This is a genomic window from Corynebacterium auris (assembly GCF_030408575.1).
Lineage (GTDB): Bacteria > Actinomycetota > Actinomycetes > Mycobacteriales > Mycobacteriaceae > Corynebacterium > Corynebacterium auris.
Genome location: NZ_CP047047.1, coordinates 456,222 through 475,714, shown reverse-complemented (window position 1 = coordinate 475,714; position 19,493 = coordinate 456,222). Strand labels below are relative to the sequence as shown.

16 protein-coding genes are annotated in these 19,493 nt (G+C 70.5%); 4 read left to right on the top strand and 12 right to left on the bottom strand.

Going from position 1 to position 19,493, the window contains the following annotated elements; genetic code table 11:
• Positions 1-5: 5 nt before the first annotated feature.
• The 5 genes from CAURIS_RS02385 to CAURIS_RS02365 are packed head-to-tail and all read right to left on the bottom strand — an operon-like array spanning position 6 to position 6,420.
• Positions 6-1,238 carry an alkylhydroperoxidase domain protein gene (locus tag CAURIS_RS02385; RefSeq protein WP_290342633.1) on the bottom strand — a complete coding sequence of 411 codons (1,233 nt, stop codon included), beginning with the start codon at positions 1,236-1,238 and terminating at the stop codon, positions 6-8.
• Positions 1,231-2,853 carry a dipeptide ABC transporter ATP-binding protein gene (locus CAURIS_RS02380; protein WP_290342631.1) on the bottom strand — a complete coding sequence of 541 codons (1,623 nt, stop codon included), beginning with the start codon at positions 2,851-2,853 and terminating at the stop codon, positions 1,231-1,233. Before CAURIS_RS02380 ends, CAURIS_RS02385 begins: the two co-directional genes overlap by 8 nt.
• Complete coding sequence (locus CAURIS_RS02375) at positions 2,850-3,710, bottom strand: ABC transporter permease (RefSeq protein ID WP_290342630.1); 861 nt, start codon at positions 3,708-3,710, stop codon at positions 2,850-2,852. Before CAURIS_RS02375 ends, CAURIS_RS02380 begins: the two co-directional genes overlap by 4 nt.
• Positions 3,707-4,699 carry an ABC transporter permease gene (locus CAURIS_RS02370; protein ID WP_290343281.1) on the bottom strand — a complete coding sequence of 331 codons (993 nt, stop codon included), beginning with the start codon at positions 4,697-4,699 and terminating at the stop codon, positions 3,707-3,709. Before CAURIS_RS02370 ends, CAURIS_RS02375 begins: the two co-directional genes overlap by 4 nt.
• The gene (locus CAURIS_RS02365) at positions 4,699-6,420 is read right to left on the bottom strand and encodes a TIGR04028 family ABC transporter substrate-binding protein (RefSeq protein ID WP_290342629.1); all 1,722 of its coding nucleotides are present in this window, start codon (positions 6,418-6,420) and stop codon (positions 4,699-4,701) included. The genes CAURIS_RS02370 and CAURIS_RS02365 overlap by 1 nt, the downstream gene beginning before the upstream one ends.
• Before the next feature lie 135 nt (positions 6,421-6,555).
• Between CAURIS_RS02365 and CAURIS_RS02360 the strand changes: the two genes are divergently transcribed.
• The gene (locus tag CAURIS_RS02360; RefSeq protein ID WP_290342628.1) at positions 6,556-8,478 is read left to right on the top strand and encodes an FAD/NAD(P)-binding protein; all 1,923 of its coding nucleotides are present in this window, start codon (positions 6,556-6,558) and stop codon (positions 8,476-8,478) included.
• Here CAURIS_RS02360 and CAURIS_RS02355 read toward each other — a convergent pair.
• Entirely contained in the window at positions 8,462-9,640 is a 1,179-nt protein-coding gene (locus CAURIS_RS02355; protein ID WP_290342627.1) for an ATP-binding protein, read from the bottom strand. The two genes, CAURIS_RS02360 and CAURIS_RS02355, sit on opposite strands and share 17 nt — an antisense overlap.
• Positions 9,641-9,751: 111 nt before the next feature.
• Here CAURIS_RS02355 and CAURIS_RS02350 point away from each other — a divergent pair, with 111 nt between their 5' ends.
• Entirely contained in the window at positions 9,752-10,840 is a 1,089-nt protein-coding gene (locus CAURIS_RS02350; RefSeq protein WP_290342626.1) for a PspC domain-containing protein, read from the top strand.
• 39 nt (positions 10,841-10,879) lie between these two features.
• Here CAURIS_RS02350 and guaA read toward each other — a convergent pair whose 3' ends face one another.
• The 3 genes from guaA to guaB are packed head-to-tail and all read right to left on the bottom strand — an operon-like array spanning position 10,880 to position 15,156.
• Positions 10,880-12,436: a glutamine-hydrolyzing GMP synthase gene (guaA, locus tag CAURIS_RS02345; protein WP_290342625.1), complete on the bottom strand. Its 1,557-nt coding sequence runs from the start codon at positions 12,434-12,436 to the stop codon at positions 10,880-10,882.
• Between the two features lie 10 nt (positions 12,437-12,446).
• Positions 12,447-13,601 carry a GuaB3 family IMP dehydrogenase-related protein gene (locus CAURIS_RS02340; protein WP_290342624.1) on the bottom strand — a complete coding sequence of 385 codons (1,155 nt, stop codon included), beginning with the start codon at positions 13,599-13,601 and terminating at the stop codon, positions 12,447-12,449.
• 19 nt (positions 13,602-13,620) lie between these two features.
• The gene (gene guaB, locus CAURIS_RS02335) at positions 13,621-15,156 is read right to left on the bottom strand and encodes an IMP dehydrogenase (RefSeq protein ID WP_290342623.1); all 1,536 of its coding nucleotides are present in this window, start codon (positions 15,154-15,156) and stop codon (positions 13,621-13,623) included.
• 150 nt (positions 15,157-15,306) lie between these two features.
• Between guaB and CAURIS_RS02330 the strand changes: the two genes are divergently transcribed.
• The gene (locus tag CAURIS_RS02330; RefSeq protein ID WP_290342622.1) at positions 15,307-15,678 is read left to right on the top strand and encodes a DUF5319 domain-containing protein; all 372 of its coding nucleotides are present in this window, start codon (positions 15,307-15,309) and stop codon (positions 15,676-15,678) included.
• A gap of 7 nt (positions 15,679-15,685) precedes the next feature.
• Here CAURIS_RS02330 and CAURIS_RS02325 read toward each other — a convergent pair whose 3' ends face one another.
• Positions 15,686-16,525, bottom strand: a complete 840-nt coding sequence (locus CAURIS_RS02325) for a hypothetical protein (RefSeq protein ID WP_290342621.1) — start codon at positions 16,523-16,525, stop codon at positions 15,686-15,688.
• Positions 16,522-17,094: a sigma-70 family RNA polymerase sigma factor gene (locus CAURIS_RS02320; protein WP_290342620.1), complete on the bottom strand. Its 573-nt coding sequence runs from the start codon at positions 17,092-17,094 to the stop codon at positions 16,522-16,524. Before CAURIS_RS02320 ends, CAURIS_RS02325 begins: the two co-directional genes overlap by 4 nt.
• A 378-nt stretch (positions 17,095-17,472) precedes the next feature.
• Here CAURIS_RS02320 and CAURIS_RS02315 point away from each other — a divergent pair, with 378 nt between their 5' ends.
• Positions 17,473-17,772, top strand: a complete 300-nt coding sequence (locus CAURIS_RS02315; protein ID WP_290342619.1) for a WhiB family transcriptional regulator — start codon at positions 17,473-17,475, stop codon at positions 17,770-17,772.
• Between the two features lie 91 nt (positions 17,773-17,863).
• Here CAURIS_RS02315 and groL read toward each other — a convergent pair whose 3' ends face one another.
• Complete coding sequence (groL, locus tag CAURIS_RS02310) at positions 17,864-19,474, bottom strand: chaperonin GroEL (protein WP_290342618.1); 1,611 nt, start codon at positions 19,472-19,474, stop codon at positions 17,864-17,866.
• Positions 19,475-19,493: the final 19 nt, after the last annotated feature.

The window sequence follows — 19,493 nt, the reverse complement described above, 5'->3', positions numbered from 1 at the left end:
GCGCGCTAGCGGAAGCGCTTGGGCACGTCCGGCTCCCCGAGCCCCAGCATCAGGCGGTTGGCCCAGTTGAAGAAGGAGGCGGAGTTGATGACGTCGATAATGCTGAGCTCGTCGAGGCCCGCCTCGCGCAGCCGCTCCACGTGGCTGGCGGAGAACTCGGCGGGCGTCGCGGTGAGCGCCACGGCCGCGTCCCGGATCGCGTGCCACAGCGGCGAGCCCAGGTCTGCGCCCACGCCGTCGGCGAGGAGCCTGTCGATCGCCGCCGCGTCCCCGCCTTCCTCCTTCGCGCGGGCCTGGTGCACCGAGGCGCAGTACGCGCAGCCGTTGAGGCGCGAGACCACGGTCGCCGCCAGCTCGCGCTCGGCGCGGCCCAGCCCGCCGCTGGTGTTGTAGAAGATGTCCAGGTCCGTCAGCGTGCGCGCCTTCAGGGCCTCGGGATCGCGGGCGAGGAGGCGGAAGTACTCGGAGCCGATGCGCTCGGGCTTAATCAGGGCGTCGCGGTGGCGCTGCGTGAACTGCTCCTTCGGCAGGTCCGCCAGCCAGGGCTTCCACCCCAGCGAGTGCGCCACGAAGCCCTCGGGGGCCACCACCTGGGGAAGCAACGTGCGCGGCCCCGGCTCCCAGCCCGGCTCGTCCACTCCCTGCGCGCGGGTGGCCCCGGCCACAGGCGCCGGGTTCCCGGCCAGCACGGCCACCCCGTGGGCCACGCGCAGCTGGAAGGCCACGAACGCGACCAGCTGGGCAAAGGAGACGATGGCGTCGTCGCTCCACCCGGCCTTTTGCAGGTGGCCGATCGCCTCCGGCGAGGCGTCCTTCGGGTGGAAGGTGAAAAGGTGCGCGACGTCGAAGGCCGCCGCCAGCGCGTCGCCGAGCCCGTCGGCGGGGTCGAAGGTGACAAAGCCGCCGCCCGCGTAGGGCCCCGTGGACGCCCCGCGCTCGATTGCCTTATCGACGCCCGAAGTCAGCGCCCCCTCATCCCCTTCCGCCTCCTCTTCCAGAAGCTCCCGGTAAAACTCGCGCGCTCGCGGGCTGCCGGAGATGCCGGCCACGAAGGCTGCCACGGCGAGGCGCCAGGCCTGCGGGAAATCCCCCGGCTCTGCCGGCTCGAGCAGGGCGCGGAAGCTCGCCTCGGCGTTGGCTGTGGCGTCGGGGCGGCGCTGGCGCAGCGCGGCGATCTCCGCGGGCGCGTCGGCCAGCAGGTCGACGACGTTGGCGGAAGCGGCGGACTGCTTAGACAAAGAACTCTCCTAACTCGCGGGCGCGGAAGACGGCGCCCGGAATCGCGTCGATGAGCGTGCGGGTGACCTCGGCTCGGGGGTGGGCGAACACGTCCTCGGTACGCCCCCTTTCTACCTGGGCCCCGCCGCTGAAGACACTGACCGTGTCCGAAATCTGCCTGACCACGGCGAGGTCGTGGGAGATGAAGATGAACGTCAGGTCCAGCTCGCGCTGCAGGTTGTCCAGCAGGCGCAGGATCTGCGCCTGCACGGTGACGTCGAGGGCCGAGACCGCCTCGTCGAGCACGACGAGCTCCGGCTCGACCACGAGCGCGCGGGCGATGGCGACGCGCTGACGCTGCCCACCCGACAGCTGCGCCGGGCGCCTGTCGGCGTGCTGCGGTCCCAGTGCCACCCGCTCGAGGTACTCGCGGGCCTTTTCGCGCGCCTTCGCCTTGCCCAGCCCGCCGACGTTGCGCACGGGCTCGGCGACGATGTCCTCGACCGTCATGCGCGGGTCCAGGGAGGAAAAGGGGTTTTGGTGCACCATTTGGATCCGGCTGCGCAACCGGCGCCGCTCGGCGGCCGAGGCCCGGGTGATGTCCTCGCCGCCGAAGACGATGGAGCCCTCGTTCGGGGGCCGAAACAGCGAGATCGCGCGGCCCGTCGTGGTCTTGCCGGAGCCGGACTCCCCCACCAGCGCGTGGGTGGAGCCGCGCGCCACGTCGAAGCTCACGCCGCCGACGGCCGTGATGTCCCCGAAGCGCACCGCGAGGTCGCGCACCTCGAGCAGGGTGTCGCCGGTGGCGGCGGGGCGCCGGTAGGCGTTGGCGGAGGCGAGCGAGGGGGCGTCGGCGAGCAAGCGGCGCGAGTAGTCCTGCTGCGGGTTGGCCAGCACCGCCTCGGTGGGCCCGGCCTCGACGACCTTGCCGCGCTCCATGACGACGATCTCGTCGGCGCGGTCGCCCGCCACCGCGAGGTCGTGGGTAATCAGCAGGATCCCCAGACCGAGGTCCTCGCGCATGCGGTCGATGAGGTCGAGGATGGTCTTTTGCACCGTCACATCCAGCGCGGAGGTCGGCTCGTCGGCGATGAGCACCTCGGGCTCCAAGGCGACGGCCGCGGCGATGAGCACGCGCTGCTTCATCCCGCCCGACAGCTCGTGCGGGTACTGGCCGTGGCGGCGCTGCGGGTTGTCGATGCCGACCTGCTCGAGCAGCTCCACCGCGCGCTGGCGGCGCTGCTGCGCGGTGCCGACGCCGTGGATGGCCAGGCCCTCCTCGATCGACGCGCCGACCGTCTTGAGCGGGTTGAGCGAGTTGTTCGGGTCCTGCGGCACCAGCCCGATGCGCTGGCCGCGCACGGCGCGCCAGTCCGCCGCGGTGGCGCCCATGATCTCCTCGCCGGCGAACTCGACGGAACCCGCGGCCACCGTGGCGGAGGGGCCGAGCAGGCCGATCGCCGCCAGGGCCGAGGTGGTCTTGCCGGAGCCGGATTCGCCGACGAGCGCCGTCATGCGGCCCGGGCGCACCGCGAAGCTGACGTCGTCGACGGCGCGCACGCCGCCGTAGTCGACGCTGAGCCCCGTGACCACCAGCGACGCCTCATTTGTGCGCTGCTTTTCCTTTGCGGTCATTGCTTCTCCTCCACACCGATGTTGCGCGACAGGCGGTTGGCCGACATGACGGTGGCCACGATGGCCAGCGCCGGCAGCGTGATGGTCCACCACGCGAAGGCCATGAAGTCCCGGCCCTCGGCGATGATCAGGCCCCACTCCGGCACCGGCGGCGGGGCGCCGTAGCCCAAAAAGCCCAGGATGGACAGCTGCAGCACGGCCGTGCCGAACTGCAGGGCCGCCAGCGCGACCACCGGGGTCAGCGAGTTGGGCAGCACGTGGCGCCACAGCACCTGCGCGCGCGTCGCCCCCGAGCCGTAGGCGGCCTCGACGTAGTCGGCCTGGGCGACCGTCATCACGTTCGAGCGCGCCAGGCGGGCGAAGGTGCCGATGGTGGTCACGCCCACCGCGAAGGCCGCCTGCAGGGAGCCGAAGCCCAGCACGATGATGAGGGAGAGGGACAAAAGGATGCCCGGGATGGCCAGGAAGACGTCGACAAGCCGCATGATCACGGTGTCCACCCAGCCGCGCAGCGCCCCGGCGATGAGGCCGAGCGCCGTGCCCACCACGAGCCCGACCGCGACGGCGAGGAGCGCGCCGAACAGCGACTGCCGCGCGCCGTAGACCACGCGGGAGTACACGTCGCGGCCGACGGAGTCGGTGCCGAACCAGTGCTCGCTGCTCGGCGGCAGCAGCGCCTCGTCGGCCCCGGTGTAGGGGTCCCACGTGGCAAACACACCGGGGATGAGCGCCCAGAGGAAGGCGACGGCGAGAACGACGAGCGCCAGGATCGAGCCCGGCGCAAGCCACGGGTTCGCGCGCCCGCGCTTGGCAAAGCGCTTGCTGGGGTGCCTAGAAGGGGTCAGTGCCTGGCTCATGCGCTGTGCCTCGCTTCCTCAGTTGCCTGCTCCGCGTGCAGCTGTTGCGTGCGGGGCTGCTCGTACTCCCCGCGCAGCCGCACGTCGAGCACGGGGTAGAGCATGTCGACGATGAAGTTGATCACCACGTAGGCCACCGCGGCCACCAGCACCACGCCGAGCAGCACCGGCGTATCCCTGTTGGACACCGCAGTGACCACCAGCGAGCCCAACCCGGTGCGCCCGTAGACCGTCTCGGTGACCACGGCGCCGCTGATCAGCTCGCCGAACAGCAACCCCGCCATGGTCAGCGCGGGCAAGGTGGCGTTGCGCAGCACGTTGCGCCAGAAGATGCGGGCCTCGCCCGCGCCGCGCGAGCGCAGCACCTGCACGAAGGGCTGCGCCTTGACCTCGTCGATCGAGCGGATGAGCACCTGGATCAACGGCGCGGCCATGGGCACGACGAGCGTGAGCGTCGGCAGTATCAGGCCCTCCAGCGGGCCCGGGTCGATCACGTCCACCCAGCCCAGCCGGAAGGAGAAGAACTGCAGCAGCAGGATCGCGACCCAGAAGCCGGGCAGGGAGACGAGGAACGAGGGCAGCGCGCGGAAGAAGGAGCCGACCGCCCCCATCCGCGGCAGCGTGGCCACGTACGCGATGATGAGCGCGAGCACCGCGGCCAGGGCGATCGCCGCGCCGGCGAGGGCGAGGGTGTAGGGCAGCGCGTCCGCGATGAGCGCGGCCACGGGGGTGCCCGTGCGCACCGAGTAGCCCAGGTCGCCGGTGATAAACCCGCCGAGCGCCGCGAAGTACTGCACGATCACGGGTCTGTCGGCGCCGAGCTCGCGGCGGATCTCCTCGATCTCCTCCTGCGACAGCCCGAGGGCGGGGTCCGCGTAGCGGGCCATCACGCCGTCGGAGGGCAGGGCCGACAGGAGGAAGAAGGCCACCGTGTAGGCGATCAACAGCACGATCAGCCCCTGCCCCAGGCGGCGCAGTGCGTACTTCATCATTGTGCGCTCCCTTCGCCAGTATCGCTCTTTGAGCTACCCGAGCGGTCCACGTAGACGCCGTAGAAGGACGGCCGCGCCACAGCCTCCGCCGAGAAGCCCTTCAGGCGCGGCGAGAGGGCGTAGACCTGCGGCTCCTCGAACAGTGGCAGGGCGTAGGCCTGCTCGGTGACGTAGTCCTGCACCCGGCCCACGGCCTTGTCGCGGTCCTCCTCCTCGGGCAGGGAGACGGTCTGCTGCAGCAGGTCCTCGAGGTAATCGTCGGCGACTGTCTCCTCGCCGCCGTCCCCGTCGAAGGGGCGGTTAATAAAGACGTCGCGGGCCGAAACCGAGTAGAGCGACTCGATGGCGCCGTAGTCCGCGCGGCCCACCATGGAGTGGTAGATCTGGATCTTCGCCGGGTCCTTGGAGTCGGCGTTCTGGCTGGCGTTGTCGCCGGAGTTGATGTTCAGCTCGACGCCGATGTCGCGCAGCTGGTCCTGGATCATCGTCTGCACCTCCCGCGAGCGCGGCTGCGGCCCCGCGATGTTGACGCGCAGGGAAAGGCGCTCACCGTCTTTTTCGCGCACCCCGTCCGGCCCGGGCTCCCACCCGGCCTCGGACAGCAGGCGCCGGGATTCTTCCGGGTCGTAGGCGTAGGCCTGCGGTTGCTGCGCCCGGTAGCCCAGCCCGTTCTCGGCGACGGTGGAGGTGGCCAGCGGGTAGGAGGGCGAAAACAGCACGCGCAGGATCTCCTCCCTGTCGATGCCGTGGATAATGGCCTGGCGCACCCGGATGTCGCGCAGCAGCGGGTGGTCGAAGCGCAGCGCCAGCTGGTTGTTCATGGAGTTGGTGCCGTGGGACTCGACGATCACGCCGGCGTCTTCCAAATAGCTCTCGGCCGGCGCCGTGATGCTGCGGGCGATGTCGGCCTGGCCCGAGAGCACCGCCCCGGTGCGCATGGACTCCTCCGGGGCGTGGACGTAGCGCACCCCGCCGATGCGGGCGGGCCCCTGGTGCTCGCGCACGGGCGGCGCCCAATTGTAGTCCTGCCGGGTCACCAGGGTCAGCTCGGTGTTGATCTCCTCGCCGGCGATGACGAAGGGCCCGGAGCCGACGATGTTGACGGCGTTGCCGGGGCCGAACTCCTCGTTGCTGAGCTCCAGGGTGGCGTCGGAAAGCAAACCGGCGTTGTAGACGGAGACGGCCTGGGGGAAGCCCGGGGCCGGTTCGGTGAAGTGGAAGCGCACCGTGTTCTCGTCGATGACCTCGCCATAGTCGTAGCCGCTGATCTGCTCGGAGGCGCTGAGCACGCGCTCGGGGTCGCCGCGGCCGTAGAGGTCGATGTTATCCACGACGTTCTGGGCGGTCATGGGCGTGCCGTCGGAGTAGGTCACGTCGTCGCGGATGGTGAAGGTGAACTCGGTGGCGTCCTCGTTGACCTCGGGTAGCTCGGTGGCGATCCAGGGGTGCAGCTCGAGCGTCTCCGGGTCCTGGTAGAGCAGCCTGTCGGTGATCTGGTTGACCACCCCGCCGTTGGGGTAAAAGCCGGCCGCGGGCGGGTAGAGGGAGGTGAACCAGTTCGGTTCGAGGTACGTGATCATCTCCTCTCCCTCCGGCTGACCGACGGAGTCCGCCGGCTTCACGGAATCCGCCGGGGCGCCGCAGCCCGCCACGAGGGCCCCCGCGACCAGGATGGCGGCGCCACCCCGCCGACGCGCCGCGTTCCACACCGCTTTCACGCCACGTCTTCCTTTCTCATCGCTTCTCATCGCTTCTCATCGCTCACAGGCAACGCACGGTACCATACATAGACGACTCTGTTTCTTTCAAGTAGACCGAACGGTACGTAATGGGGTGGGGGTACAGTGGAGGCCATGCACGCCGAGACCTCCATCGCGCTCGTGGGCATGGGCCCGCGCGGCATCTCCACCATCGAGCGCATCGCCGCTTACCTCGCCGCCTCCTCCACCCCGCAGCCCCGGCTCGCGCTGCACCTCATCGACGACTCCGAGATCGGCGCGGGCCGCGTCTGGCGCACCGACCAGACCCGGACGCTGTGCATGAACACGCTCGCCGGCGCCGTCACGCTGTTCACCGAGCCCGGCGCGACCATCGGCGCGCCCGCCCTCGAAGGGCCCACCATGTACGAATGGATCCAGCTGCAGCGCGGCGAGCGCGAGGAGGTCGCCCGCCCGGCGCAATCGCTTTACGACGCCCACCCCGCCGACCCGGCCCGCCTTGAGCGCTACTCCGCGGAGATCTCCGCCACCCGCCCCGAGTCCAACCCCTCGCGCGCCCTCTACGGCGAGTACCTGCACTGGGTCTACGGAGTCGCCCTGGCGCAGCTGCCGGAGACTGTCTCGGTGCACACCCACCGGGCCAGGGCGCAGCGCATCGGCGCAGTCGACGGGCGCGACGCCATCGAACTCAGCGACGGCACCACCGTGCTCGCCGACGCCACCGCTTTGTCCACCGGCTGGGTCCTGCCTGCCACTGCCCCCGAGCCCGGCGGCGGCACGTGGGTGCGCCCCGACAACCCCGTCGAACAAGATGTCTCCGCCCTGCCCGCCGGCGAGGAGGTCCTCGTGCGCGGCCTGGGCATGGGCTTTTTCGACCTCATGGCGCTGAGCACCATCGACCGCGGCGGGCGCTTCGTCGCCGACTCCTCCGCCCGCGCCGGCCTGCGCTACGAGCCCTCGGGCCGCGAGCCGCGCTTGGTGGTCGCCTCGGGCCGCGGCTACCCCTACCTGCCCAAGTCGGAGTACCACTCGCTGCCCCCCGAGGCGCGCCTGGTGCGCCTGCGCACCACCCTGGACGAGCTTTCCTCCCAGTCCACCCCCATCAGCTTCGGCACGCAGATCTGGCCGGCGCTGGTGCGCGACGCCTACGCCCTGTACTACGAGGAATTGGGCCGCGTGCGCCCCGGCGCGCTGAGCGCCGACGCCGCCGCCATCACGCGCCTGATCGACTCCGCCGACCTGGAAGCCGCCGCCTCCCCCACCGACATCGAGGCCGTGCCCGCGGCCCTCAACGAGGCGCTGGACGGGCTTAGCGCCGAGCCCTTCGACATGCTCGAGTGGATCGCCCCCCTGCGCGGCACAGAAGAGCTGGACCGGGACGCGCTCACGCGGCACATCGCCGGGCGCCTGGAGCGCGACATCGCCGAGGCCCTCGCCGCGTGGGACTCCCCGCTCAAGGCCGCCCTGTGGGAGATTTCCTCCGCCCGCCGGCCCACCCAGCTGGCCCTGCAGAACGGCCGCGGCGCGGAGGAGGACCGCCTCACCTCGCTGCGCTCCTTTTTGGCCTTCGGGCAGATGGTCGGCTCCGGCCCGCCCCTGTTTCGCACGCGCGAGCTGCTCGCCCTCGTCGACGCCGGCCTGGTCTCCTTCCTTGGCGACCACCCGACGCTAACCGCCGACGGCGGCCGCTTCACCCTCGCCAGCGCCGGCCGCAGCGCCACCGCGCCCGTGCTGGCCGACGCCTTCCTCCCCGGCCCCGACGTCCGCCGCGCCGCCGACCCGCTGACGCTGTCCCTCCTGCGCACCCGCCGCATCCACCCGTTTACGCCCCACGAGGCCGCCTCCCCGGCCCCGGAGACCGACGCCACCACCCGGCGCACCGTCCACCCCGACGGCAGCATCGACCCGCGCGTGCACATCGCCGGGATCCCCACCGGCGGACAGTGGGCCGACACGACGATCTCCCCCCTGCCCGGCACCGACGCCCCCTTCCTGCAGGAAACCGACAAGGTCGCCGCCTCCCTGCTGCGCGCCGCCGGCGTTACACAGCGAGGGTGAGAACCACCTCGGTGCCCTCCCCCGGCACCGAGCCCACGGTGGCCGAGCCGCCGGCGCGCTCCATGCGCCCGACGATGGAATCGCGCACCCCGTGGCGGTCCGCCGTCACGCCGGCCGGGTCGAACCCGTCCCCCCTGTCGCGCACGTAGACGGCCAGCTCGCCGAGCATGTTCTCGGCGTAGACGTCCACGTGGTCCACGCCCGCGTGCTTCGCGGCGTTGACCATCGCCTCGCGCGCCGCCAGGACGACGGGCTCGGTCTCGCTCGAGAAGGCCACATCCTCGCCCACGGTGACGGGGCGGATGCTCACCGGGTAGAGGTCCTCGACCTCCCCTGCCGCCTTGGCCAGGGCACCGAAGAAGGTCAGCTGGTCCTCCGGGGCGTCGGGGGTGGCGTCGAAAAGCCATGCCCGCAGCTCCCTTTCCTGGCTGCGCGCCAGGCGCGCCACCTCGGCGGGGTCCGCCGCGCGTTTCTGGATCAGCGCGAGCGTCTGCAGCACCGAGTCGTGCAACCGGGAGGCGATCTCGCTGCGCTGGTCCGCCACCGCCTTGGCCTTGCGCTCCTCCACGAGCGAGGAGGTGAGCTTGACCAGCAGCGGCACCACCAGCAGGCCCACTCCCGCCACCGCCGCCAGCACCGCCATGACCACGCCCGTGGTGCCGCCGCCGCTCTCGCCGCCGAGCAGCGCCACCGCCGTCACGCCGCCCATGACCAGCACGATTCCGAGCGCGAGCGCGAGGAAATTGCTCGTCGAGGACAGCCCGCGGTCGTAGGCCTGCCACGCGACGACAGCACCCACGGCGACAACGCCCGTGACAAAGACGAAGATCCAGTTGGCGCCGCTGACCACGCTCAGCGAGACCACCGCCCCCGCGGCGCCCGCCGCGGCCACGAGGTAGAAGGCGGAGGCGGGCCACGCCGAGGCGGGCGCCGCGTCCGGTTCCTCGTCCGCCGGCAGCAGCGGGGTAAACACCCACGCGAGCGCGTACAGGATCAGCCCGAGCCCGCCGGCGAAGCAGGCCACCGCGAAAAACACGCGCACCCAGCGCAGGTCCACCCCGAGGTGCTCCGCCACTCCAACGCAGACGCCGCCGCCGATGCGGCCCCGGCGCTGCCGGTAAAACTGCGGGTAGAGGCCGTGGCGCGCAGTTGTGGTAGGCATGCGCCCATCATCGCACGGCGCCGCGGTGGTTTGAATCGGGGAATACCCTGAAACCAAAAATCGGGGCCGATCCCGATGGTGCTTTCCAACCGGGGGCGCAACACTAAAAGCATGAATACCGCACACCCGAACCCCACCCCACCGTCCACCTCCCTCCGCGGAATGTGGGACACCCGCCCGCCCCGGATCCCCGAGAAACAGGGCGGCAACGCCGTCATCGCCGGCGTCTGCGAGGGCATCGGCGCCCGCTACGGCGTCGACCCCGTCCTGATCCGCCTCGCCTTCGCGGCGCTCACCCTCGCCTACGGCGGCGGGATCTTCCTCTACCTGCTGCTCTGGCTGAACATGCCGCTCTTCGGCACCACCGTCACCCCCTGGGGGGCGGTCAACGCCCCGAAGGACTCCCTCAACAAGGTGGAAAGGGATCAACGGTCCACCGGCTGGGCCCTCCTCGTCGGCCTCGTCATTTTCTTCCCCTCCATCGCTCTTAACGACGGCGGCTGGGCCGCTTCCTCCCTCCTCACCCTGTTCCTCGGGCTGGCCGGCCTCTACCTTTTGCACAAGTCCCAGCCGGTCCCGCCGCACGGGCTTCTGGCTCAATCGTCCGAGAAGCGCAGCGAGGCGGGCCGGCGCGTGGACACCACCCACCTGAGCGTTCCCGCCGGGTACGAGCACCCCGCCGGCCCCGAGGTCACCCCGCCGAGCTGGGACCCGCTCGGGGTGGCGCCCGACCTGTGGCACCTGCCCGATCCCGGGCCCGAGCCCGCACCGGCCCCGCGCAAGGGCAACAGGGTGCTGCGCGGCTTCCTCATCGCCCTCATCCCCGTCAGCGTCATCGCGATCGCCGTCCTCGCCGTCCCCCCGCGCTTGCCCATCTGGCTCGACGAGGAAGACGCGACGCGCACCATCGTCGTGGAGGACGACCTGGCCGACACCTACGACAGCTCCGTGGGCAGCACCCGCCTCGACCTGTCGCGCCTGGAGCAGCTGGAAAAGGACCGCTCCGTCACCGTCGACCACGGCATCGGCACAGTCACCCTCGTCCCGCCGCAGGACGTGCGCGTCGAGCTGGAGTGCACCGTCGGCGTCGGCGAGTACACCTGCCCCACCGTGCTGAACGGGGAGGCCGACGGGCCGACCCTGCACCTGAGCGTGGACGTCGGCATCGGCTCCGTCGACGTCGTGGCCGCGGACTCCTAAGACGCTATCCCGGAACGCCCCGCACTCGCGGGGCGCGGCTTATTCCCACTCGATGGTGGCCGGGGGTTTGGAGGTCACGTCCAACACGACGCGGGTGACGGCCTCGACCTCGTTGGTGATGCGGGTGGAGATGGTCTCCAGCACCTCGTAGGGCACGCGCACCCAGTCGGCGGTCATGGCGTCTTCGGAGGCGACGGGCCTGAGCACCACCGGGTGGCCGTAGGTGCGGCCGTCGCCCTGGACGCCGACGGAGCGGACGTCGGCAAGCAGCACTACCGGGCACTGCCAGATCTGCTCGTCCAGGCCTGCCCGGGTGAGCTCCTCGCGGGCGATGGCGTCGGCTGCGCGGAGCGTTTCCAGGCGCTCCTCCGTCACCTCGCCGATGATGCGGATGCCCAGGCCGGGGCCCGGGAAAGGCTGGCGGCTGACAATGACCTCCGGCAGGCCGAGCTCGCGGCCGACGGCGCGCACCTCGTCCTTGAACAGCAGGCGCAAGGGCTCCACCAGCGTGAACTCGACGTCCTCAGGCAAGCCGCCGACATTGTGGTGGCTCTTGATATTCGCCGTGCCGGTGCCCCCGCCCGACTCGACGACGTCCGGGTAGAGCGTGCCCTGCACCAGGAATTCCACCTCCTGGTCCGACAGCACCTCGGCGACTGCGCGCTCGAAGGAGCGGATGAACTCCGCTCCGATCGCCTTGCGCTTGGCCTCCGGGTCGGTCACGCCGGTGAGCTTGCCCAAAAAGGCCGCGCGCTCGTCGACGGTGACCAGCCGCGCGCCGGTCGCGGCCACGAAGTCCGTCTCCACCTGCTCGCGCTCGCCCTGGCGCAGCAGGCCGTGGTCGACGAAGACGCAGGTGAGGCGGTCGCCGATCGCGCGCTGCACCAGCGCCGCCGCCACCGCCGAGTCCACCCCGCCGGACAGCCCGCAAATGGCGCGGCCGTTCTCCCCGACCTGCTCGCGCACCTGCTCGATGAGCTGCTCCGCGATGTTGGAGGCCGTCCACTCCTGCTCGAGGCCCGCGACCTCGGTGAGGAAGCGGGTGAGCACCTGCTGGCCGTGCGGGGAGTGCATGACCTCCGGGTGGTACTGCACGCCGGCGAAGCGCTTCCCGGTGTGCTCGAACGCCGCCACCGGGGCGCCGGCGGAGGAGGCGGTGACGGTGAAGCCCTCCGGCGCCTGCGTGACGGAATCGCCGTGGCTCATCCACACCGTGTGCTCGGCGGGAAGGCCGTCGTGGAGGACACCGCCCGTGGTGCGCACCGCGGTGCGCCCGTACTCGCGCGCACCGGTCTTTTCCACCTTGCCGCCCAGCGCCTGCGTCATCACCTGGAAGCCGTAGCAGATGCCGAAGATGGGCAGGCCGAGCTCGAAGACCTCCGGGTCGAGCTGCGGGGCGCCCTCCGCGTAGACGGAGGACGGCCCGCCGGAGAGCACGAGAGCGACGGGGTCCTTCGCGCGAACCTCCTCCGCTGTAATGGTGGAGGGAACGACTTCGGAGTACACGCGCGCCTCGCGCACGCGGCGGGCGATGAGCTGCGCGTACTGCGCACCGAAGTCGACGACGAGAACTGGGCGTGTTTGAGGAGTAGTCACGGCCCAAATCTTAGCTGACGGCCAGACCCACCTTCTGGAAGGACTTCGTGTCGGTGTAGCCGCACTTGGCCATCGCCCGGCGCAGCCCGCCCACAAGGTTCGTCGTGCCGTAGGGGTCCGTCGCCGGTCCGTGTAACACCGCCGCCAGCGGCTGGCGCTCGGTGGCGTAGCCGGTGGGTTCGACGGAGCCGCGCGGGAAGCGCGGGTGCGCGGAGGCGGCCTCCCAGTACACCCCGTGCCCGGCCGCCTCCTCGGCGGCCGCGAGCGGGCGGCCCACCATCACGGCGTCCGCGCCGCAGGCGATCGCCTTGGCCATGTCGCCGCTGGTGCGGATCTCCCCGTCCGCGATGACGTGGACGTAGCGCCCCCCGGTCTCGTCGAGGTACTCGCGGCGCGCGGCCGCGACGTCCGAGATCGCGGTGGCCATGGGCACGCCGAGGCCAAGCGCCTGCGCGCTGTTGGTGTTGCCGGCCCCGACAATGATGCCGGCCGCGCCCGAGCGCATGAGGTGGGTGGCCGTGGTGTAGTCGTAGACCCCGCCCGCGATGACGGGGACCTCCAGCGAGCCGATGAACTCCTTGAGGTTGAGCGCCTCGCCGCCGCTTTGCACGTGCTCCGCGGAGATGAGCGTGCCGTGGATGAACAGGATCTCCGCCCCGGCCCGGATCACGCAGGGTGCGAGGCCGCGGGCGTTCTGCGGGGACACCCGCACCCCCACGGTCACGCCCGCGTCGCGCACCTGAGCGATGCGCTCGGCCAGCAGGTCGGGATCCAGCGGAGCGGCGTGGAGCTGCTGCAGGGTCTTCGTCGCGGCGGCGCGCCCGCGCAGCACCTCGTCCACGCGGGCGAAGTCCTCCCCCACCTCGCCGATGCCCGCCACGCGGGCCACCGCCTCCTCGAAGGAGGCGTGGCGGCCCAGCAGGCCCTCGGCGTTGAGCACGCCGAGCCCGCCGTTGCGGCCCATCTCGATGGCGAACTCGGGGCTCGCCAGCGCGTCCGTGGGGTGCGACAGCACGGGGATGTCGAAGTTGTAGGCGTCGAAGCTCCAGCTCGTGTCCACGTCCGAGGAGGAGCGGGTGCGCCGGGAGGGCACCAGGGAGACGTCGTTAAGCGTGTAAGCTCGGCGCGCCTCGCGCCCGATCCCGATTTCAACGTAGTCGCGCATCTGTGTGCTCTTTCCCCTTTTAGCTGTGGTAGTTCGGCGCCTCGACGGTCTGCGTGATGTCGTGCGGGTGGGACTCGCGCAAACCGGCGGAGGTGATCTGGACGAACTGGCGGGTCTGCAGCTCGGCGATGGAGGCGGAGCCCGTGTACCCCATCGCGGCGCGCAGGCCGCCCACGATCTGGTGGGTGATGGCGTCGAGCTCACCGCGGTAGGGCACGCGTCCCTCGACGCCCTCCGGGACGAGCTTGTCCTCGCTGGTTACGTCGGCCTGGAAGTAGCGGTCCTTGGAGAAGGAGCGCTTCTCCCCCGACAGGCCGCGGCCCTGCATCGCACCCATGGAGCCCATGCCGCGGTAGCGCTTGTACTGCTTGCCGCCCACGACAACCACGTCACCGGGGGCCTCCCTCGTACCCGCCAGCATGGAGCCCAGCATGACGGTGGAGGCCCCCGCCGCCAGGGCCTTGGCCACGTCGCCCGAGTGCTGCATACCGCCGTCGGCGATGATCGGCACACCGGCCTCGCGGGCGGGCACGGCCGCCTCGAGAATCGCGGTGATCTGGGGCGCGCCCACCCCGGCGACGACGCGGGTGGTGCAGATGGAGCCCGGGCCGATGCCCACCTTCACGGCGTCGGCGCCGGCCTCGATCATGGCCTTCGACGCCTCGCGGGTGGCCAGGTTGCCGCCGATGACGTCGACACGCTCCCCGAAGTCCTTCTTCACGCGGGAGACCATCTCAAGCACGCGGTTGTTGTGCGCGTGGGCCGAATCCACGACGAGCGCGTCAACGCCCGCCTCGACGAGGAGCGCGGCGCGCTCGTAAGAGTCCTCCCCGGTGCCAATCCCGGCCGCGACAAGGAGGCGGCCCTGGGCGTCCTTGGAGGCGTTCGGGTACTGCTCGCTCTTGACGAAGTCCTTGACGGTGATCAGCCCCGTCAGCTTGTCGTCCGCGTCGACGATCGGCAGTTTCTCCACCTTGTTGGCACTCAGCAGCTTCAGCGCCTCCTGCTTGCTCACCCCGTCCCGGGCGACGACGAGCGGCATGGCCGTCATCACGTCGGCGACCCGGCGGGAGAAATCGGGCTCGAAGCGCATGTCGCGGTTGGTGATGATGCCCACGAGCGTGCCATCCGCGTCCACGACCGGCAGGCCCGAGATGCGAAAGCGCGCGCACAGCTCGTCGACGTCCGCCAGCGTCATGTCGGGCGCCGCGGTGACCGGGTTGGAGATCATGCCGGACTCGGAGCGCTTCACGATGTCAACGTGCTCCGCCTGGTCCTGCGCGCTGAGGTTGCGGTGCAAAACGCCGATACCGCCCTGGCGCGCCATGGCGATGGCCATGCGCGACTCGGTGACGGTGTCCATCGCCGCCGAGGCGATCGGCATGCTCAGGCGGATGTTGCGGGTCAGCTGCGTGGAGGTGTCCACCTCACCGGGGACGATGTGGGACTCCGCGGGCAAAAGCAGCACGTCGTCGAAGGTCAGGCCGCGCAGGGCCACCTTGTTCGGGTCGTCCCCGCCTGTCAGTACTCGGTTCAGTACTCGATCGTGTGCCATAGAAAACCAGCTCCTTCGCGCGCGTTGCTACCCTGCTTGCTGGAATCATGATATATCGGCCCACAAAATCCCACATTCAGGGAGGTCACCCCTCACGCGGGCCCCCGGGGGAATTGCTTGGCACCACGGCCGGCAATAGGGTAATGGGGTGTGAACTACGACGACATGATGCCCCTCGACCCCTTCGCGAACGATCCCAATGACCCGGCGTCGTTTATCGAGGACGACGAGGTCGCCCGCCCCCTGTCCCCGCAGGAGCGCATCGACGTCACCAACGAACTCGCCCAGGTCCGCGAGTTCAAGAACTACCTCCGCCCGCGCGGGATCCTCGGCATCTTCTTCACGTGCGAGGACTGCGAGCAGGTGCACTACTACGACTGGGAGATCATGGAGCAGAACATGCTCGCCAGCCTGCGCGGCGAGCTGCCCCCCGTGCACGAGCCGAGCGCCGAGCCCAACGTCGAGGCGTACGTGACCTGGGATTACGCCTGCGGCTACATGGACGGGCTCTCTTCGCGCTAGCGGGCAGCTACTGTGCCGCCCCACCCGCCGAGGGCGCGATCGGCACAGCCGGCTGCAGCACGCTCGGCTGGACCGTCGTGCTCGGCGCCGACGTCGCGCTCGGGCGCGGGGCGCTGGTGGGTGTCGGCTGCGTCGTTGCCGGGTCCTCGCGCGGGGGCTCGGGGGTCACGGTCACCGTCACCGTCTGGGTCCGGGTCTCGGTCACCGTCTCCGGGGCCGGCGCGGGCGCGGCGGGGGCGCTCCCCGGCGCCGGCTGCGGCGTTGCCTGCGCGGTCGTGCGCTCGGTGACGGTGACACTCGGGGTTTCGGCCGCGTCTTGGTCCTGGCCCTCGCCGTGGCCGATAATCCCCATCAGCGCCTGCGCCTGGTCGAGCAGGCTGCGGGCCGCGGCGTCGTCGCCCGAGGCGCTCGCCGCCTCAAGCTCCTCGAGGGTGCCGGCCAGCTCCACCACCGCGGCCCTGTCGCCGAACACCGCGGTAGCGGGTCCCCACAGCGGCGAGCCGGGGGTCGCGTTGTAGAGCGCCGAACCGGTCCCGGCGACCAGGGCGGTCGCCGCAGCGGCTCCGATCAGCCCCGCCAGCCAGGGGCTGGTGCCGCGTCGGCGGCGCTTCTCGCCGAGGTCGACGACGGTACTTTCCGAGGTATCGATCTCAGGCGCGGGCGGCATCTGCGCTGCGACTTCTTCTCGGAGCTGGAGAAACAGGGCGGCGAGCTCGTCGCTTCCCCCGGAGGGATCCTCCCCGCGGGAGAGGGCGGTCAGGAAAGCGTCGTCATCTGCGAGCGGCTGAAGGTGCGCGGAAACGCCGTCTCGCTCGGACGGCCTACCCGCGGAATAACGACGCGTCATGCGTGCTCCCCTTCTTCGATGGTCTTGCGGAGGGTGGCAAGGGCACGGTGCTGGGCGACCCGAACAGCCCCGGCGGTACTACCTACAACCTCGGCGGTTTCCTCGGCGGAGAGCCCGACGAACACTCTCAGGATGAGGATGTCGCGCGCCTTGTCACTCAATGAATCGAGCAACGCCCTTACTCTGTTACTACCGTCGCTGAGCAGGGCCAATTCCTCCGGTGTCCCGCCGGTGTACTCCGCGTCCGGGACGTCCTCCGTGGGGTTGAGCTTGTCGCGCGCCATGACGCGGTGCGCGTCGGCGACCTTGTTGAAGGCAATACCATAGACGAACGCCATGAAAGGCTTGCCGGTGTCCACGTAGCGCTCAATGCTGGTGATTACCGCGAGGCAGACCTCCTGGGCCACGTCCTCGGCCGTGGGGGTGCGCCCCCCGCCGATGCGGGCGCGGGCGTAGCGCAGCACGGGAGGGTGGATGAGCCGGACGATCTGTTGTAGCGAGCGACGATCCCCCGCGGTGGCGTGGGGGACGAGCTCGGCGAGCTCGGCATCGAGGTCGCTCGTTGCCATGCGTCTCCTTCCTTCCGCACTGCAGCCGCGGCCCGCCCCGACGCGTGCCGGGGGCCGTTTTTATCAGGGTTACATAGTACGCCGTAGCACGGTGAATGCTCGCACTAGCTGCACATGTGCGCCAGTCGCGCGGCGCCGCGGCACCTCACCAGAAATTCACCGACCTTTAACCTGGAGCGAAACCCCAGGTAGAACCGCGTGATTTCACAGTGATTACACACGTTCAAGATGGCCGTTACCACTCCGACACCAGCCGTTAACTCTGCTTCGGAAGCATGCCTAGCGGCGCACCCGCACGGTGCACCCCGTCCGGGCGGACCACACCGGGCCGACCGGGCCAGCCGTGAACGTTGTTACGTGAATAAGGAGCCTCATTCCATGTCTCAACCCCACCTCCTCCCCGGCCCCAACGCGGATTTCTGGGACTGGCAACTGCACGGCGCGTGCCGTGGCGAGGCTTCGGAGGTTTTTTACCACCCCGACGGCGAGCGCGGGCGCGCCCGCACCCAGCGCGAGAACCGGGCGAAGGCCATTTGCTACACCTGCCCCGTTCTCGCCGAGTGCCGCGAGCACGCCCTGCGCGTCGCCGAGCCCTACGGCATCTGGGGCGGCATGAGCGAGTCGGAGCGCCAGGCGCTTCTGCGCGGCCGCGCGAAGGTCACCGCGGGCTCCCGCTAAGAGCGGAGCACCCCGCGACCGCGAGCGAAAGGGCCCCGGCGCCTCCTCCAGGGAGGCTGCCGGGGCCCTGTGGCCTTTCCAGGCGGGCGCCTTAGTGGGCGTGCCCGTGGTGGTCGTCGCCCTCCTCGGCCGGCTTCGTCACCACGGAGGCCTCGGTGGTGAGGATCATCCGGGCGACGGAGGCGGCGTTGACGACGGCGGAGTGGGTCACCTTGACCGGGTCAATGATGCCCTGCTCGATGAGGTTGCCGTACTCCAGCGTGGCGGCGTTGAAGCCCTCGCCGTTGCCCAGCTCGGCGGTCTTGGCCACGACGACGGAGCCGTCGAGCCCGGCGTTGTCGCCGATCCAGTACGCAGGCTTGGTCAGAGCGCGTGCCACGGCCAGCACGCCGGTCTTCTGCTCACCCGTGAACTCCTCGGCAAACGAGTACAGCTCGCGGGAGATCTGCACCAGCGCGGAACCGCCGCCGGCGACGATGCCCTCCTGCACCGCGGCGCGCGCGGCGTTGATGGCGTCCTCGACGCGCAGCTTGCGCTCGTTGACCTCGGTCTCAGTGGCGGCGCCGACGCGCAGGACGGCCACGCCACCCGAGAGCTTCGCCAGACGCTCCTCCGCCTTCTCCTTGTCCCAGGTGGAGTCGGTGGTCTCGATCTCGCGGCGGATCTGGGCGCGGCGCTCCTCGACGGCCTCGGCGGAGCCTGCGCCGTCGACGATGATGGTGTCGTCCTTGGTCACCGTGACGCGTCGGGCGGCACCGAGGTGTTCCAGGGTGGCGTCCTTGAGGTTGAGGCCAACCTCCGGGTCGATCACGGTGGCGTTGGTGACCACGGCGAGGTCATCCATGAACGCCTTGCGGCGCTCGCCGAAGTAGGGCGACTTCACGGCGACGACCTTCAGGGTCTTGCGGATGGTATTGACCACCAGCGTCTGCAGCGGCTCGCCGTCCACGTCCTCGGCGATGATGAGCAGCGGCACCGAGTCGTTGGCCACCTGCTCCAGGAGCGGCAGAAAGTCCGGCAGCGAGGAGACCTTGTTGCGCACGAGCAACACGCGCGCGTCCTCGAGGATCGCCTGGCCGGCGTCTGGGTCCGTGACGAAGTAGGGGGAAAGGAAGCCCTTGTCGAAGGAGATGCCCTCCGTGATGTCCACGTAGGACTCCATCGACTGGGACTCCTCGACGGTGAGCACACCGTCCTTGCCCACCTTGTCCATCGCGCCGGCGACCATCTCGCCGACCTCGGGGTCGCGGGAGGAGACAGTGGCCACGTTGGCGATCTCCGCGGAGGAGGACACCGGGGTGGCGCGCTGCTTCAGTTCCTCGACGACCTTCTCGGCCGCGGCGGCGATGCCCCTGTTCAGCTCGATGGGGTTCGCCCCGGCCGCGACGTTGCGCAGCCCCTCGGACACCAGCGCCTGCGCGAGCAGGGTCGCGGTGGTGGTGCCGTCGCCCGCGATGTCGTTGGTCTTCACGGCCACGGACTTCACCAGCTGGGCGCCGAGGTTTTCGAACGGGTCCTCGAGGTCGATGTCGCGGGCGATGGTCACGCCGTCGTTGGTGACGGTCGGCCCGCCCCACGCCTTGGAGAGCACCACGTTGCGCCCGCGGGGGCCGAGGGTGACCTTGACCGCATCGGCGAGGGTGTCCACGCCGCGCTGGATGCCTTCGCGGGCTTCCTGGTCAAATGCAATCAGTTTTGCCATTGGTGGCTAAGCCCCCTTT

Coding starts and splice junctions, on each gene's coding strand:
- CAURIS_RS02380 (WP_290342631.1), bottom strand. CDS start 2,853: ATGACCGCAAAGGAAAAGCAGCGCACAAATGAGGCGTCGCTGGTGGTC.
- CAURIS_RS02375 (WP_290342630.1), bottom strand. CDS start 3,710: ATGAGCCAGGCACTGACCCCTTCTAGGCACCCCAGCAAGCGCTTTGCC.
- CAURIS_RS02370 (WP_290343281.1), bottom strand. CDS start 4,699: ATGAAGTACGCACTGCGCCGCCTGGGGCAGGGGCTGATCGTGCTGTTG.
- CAURIS_RS02360 (WP_290342628.1), top strand. CDS start 6,556: ATGCACGCCGAGACCTCCATCGCGCTCGTGGGCATGGGCCCGCGCGGC.
- CAURIS_RS02355 (WP_290342627.1), bottom strand. CDS start 9,640: ATGCCTACCACAACTGCGCGCCACGGCCTCTACCCGCAGTTTTACCGG.
- CAURIS_RS02350 (WP_290342626.1), top strand. CDS start 9,752: ATGAATACCGCACACCCGAACCCCACCCCACCGTCCACCTCCCTCCGC.
- CAURIS_RS02340 (WP_290342624.1), bottom strand. CDS start 13,601: ATGCGCGACTACGTTGAAATCGGGATCGGGCGCGAGGCGCGCCGAGCT.
- guaB (WP_290342623.1), bottom strand. CDS start 15,156: ATGGCACACGATCGAGTACTGAACCGAGTACTGACAGGCGGGGACGAC.
- CAURIS_RS02325 (WP_290342621.1), bottom strand. CDS start 16,525: ATGACGCGTCGTTATTCCGCGGGTAGGCCGTCCGAGCGAGACGGCGTT.
- CAURIS_RS02320 (WP_290342620.1), bottom strand. CDS start 17,094: ATGGCAACGAGCGACCTCGATGCCGAGCTCGCCGAGCTCGTCCCCCAC.
- CAURIS_RS02315 (WP_290342619.1), top strand. CDS start 17,473: ATGTCTCAACCCCACCTCCTCCCCGGCCCCAACGCGGATTTCTGGGAC.
- groL (WP_290342618.1), bottom strand. CDS start 19,474: ATGGCAAAACTGATTGCATTTGACCAGGAAGCCCGCGAAGGCATCCAG.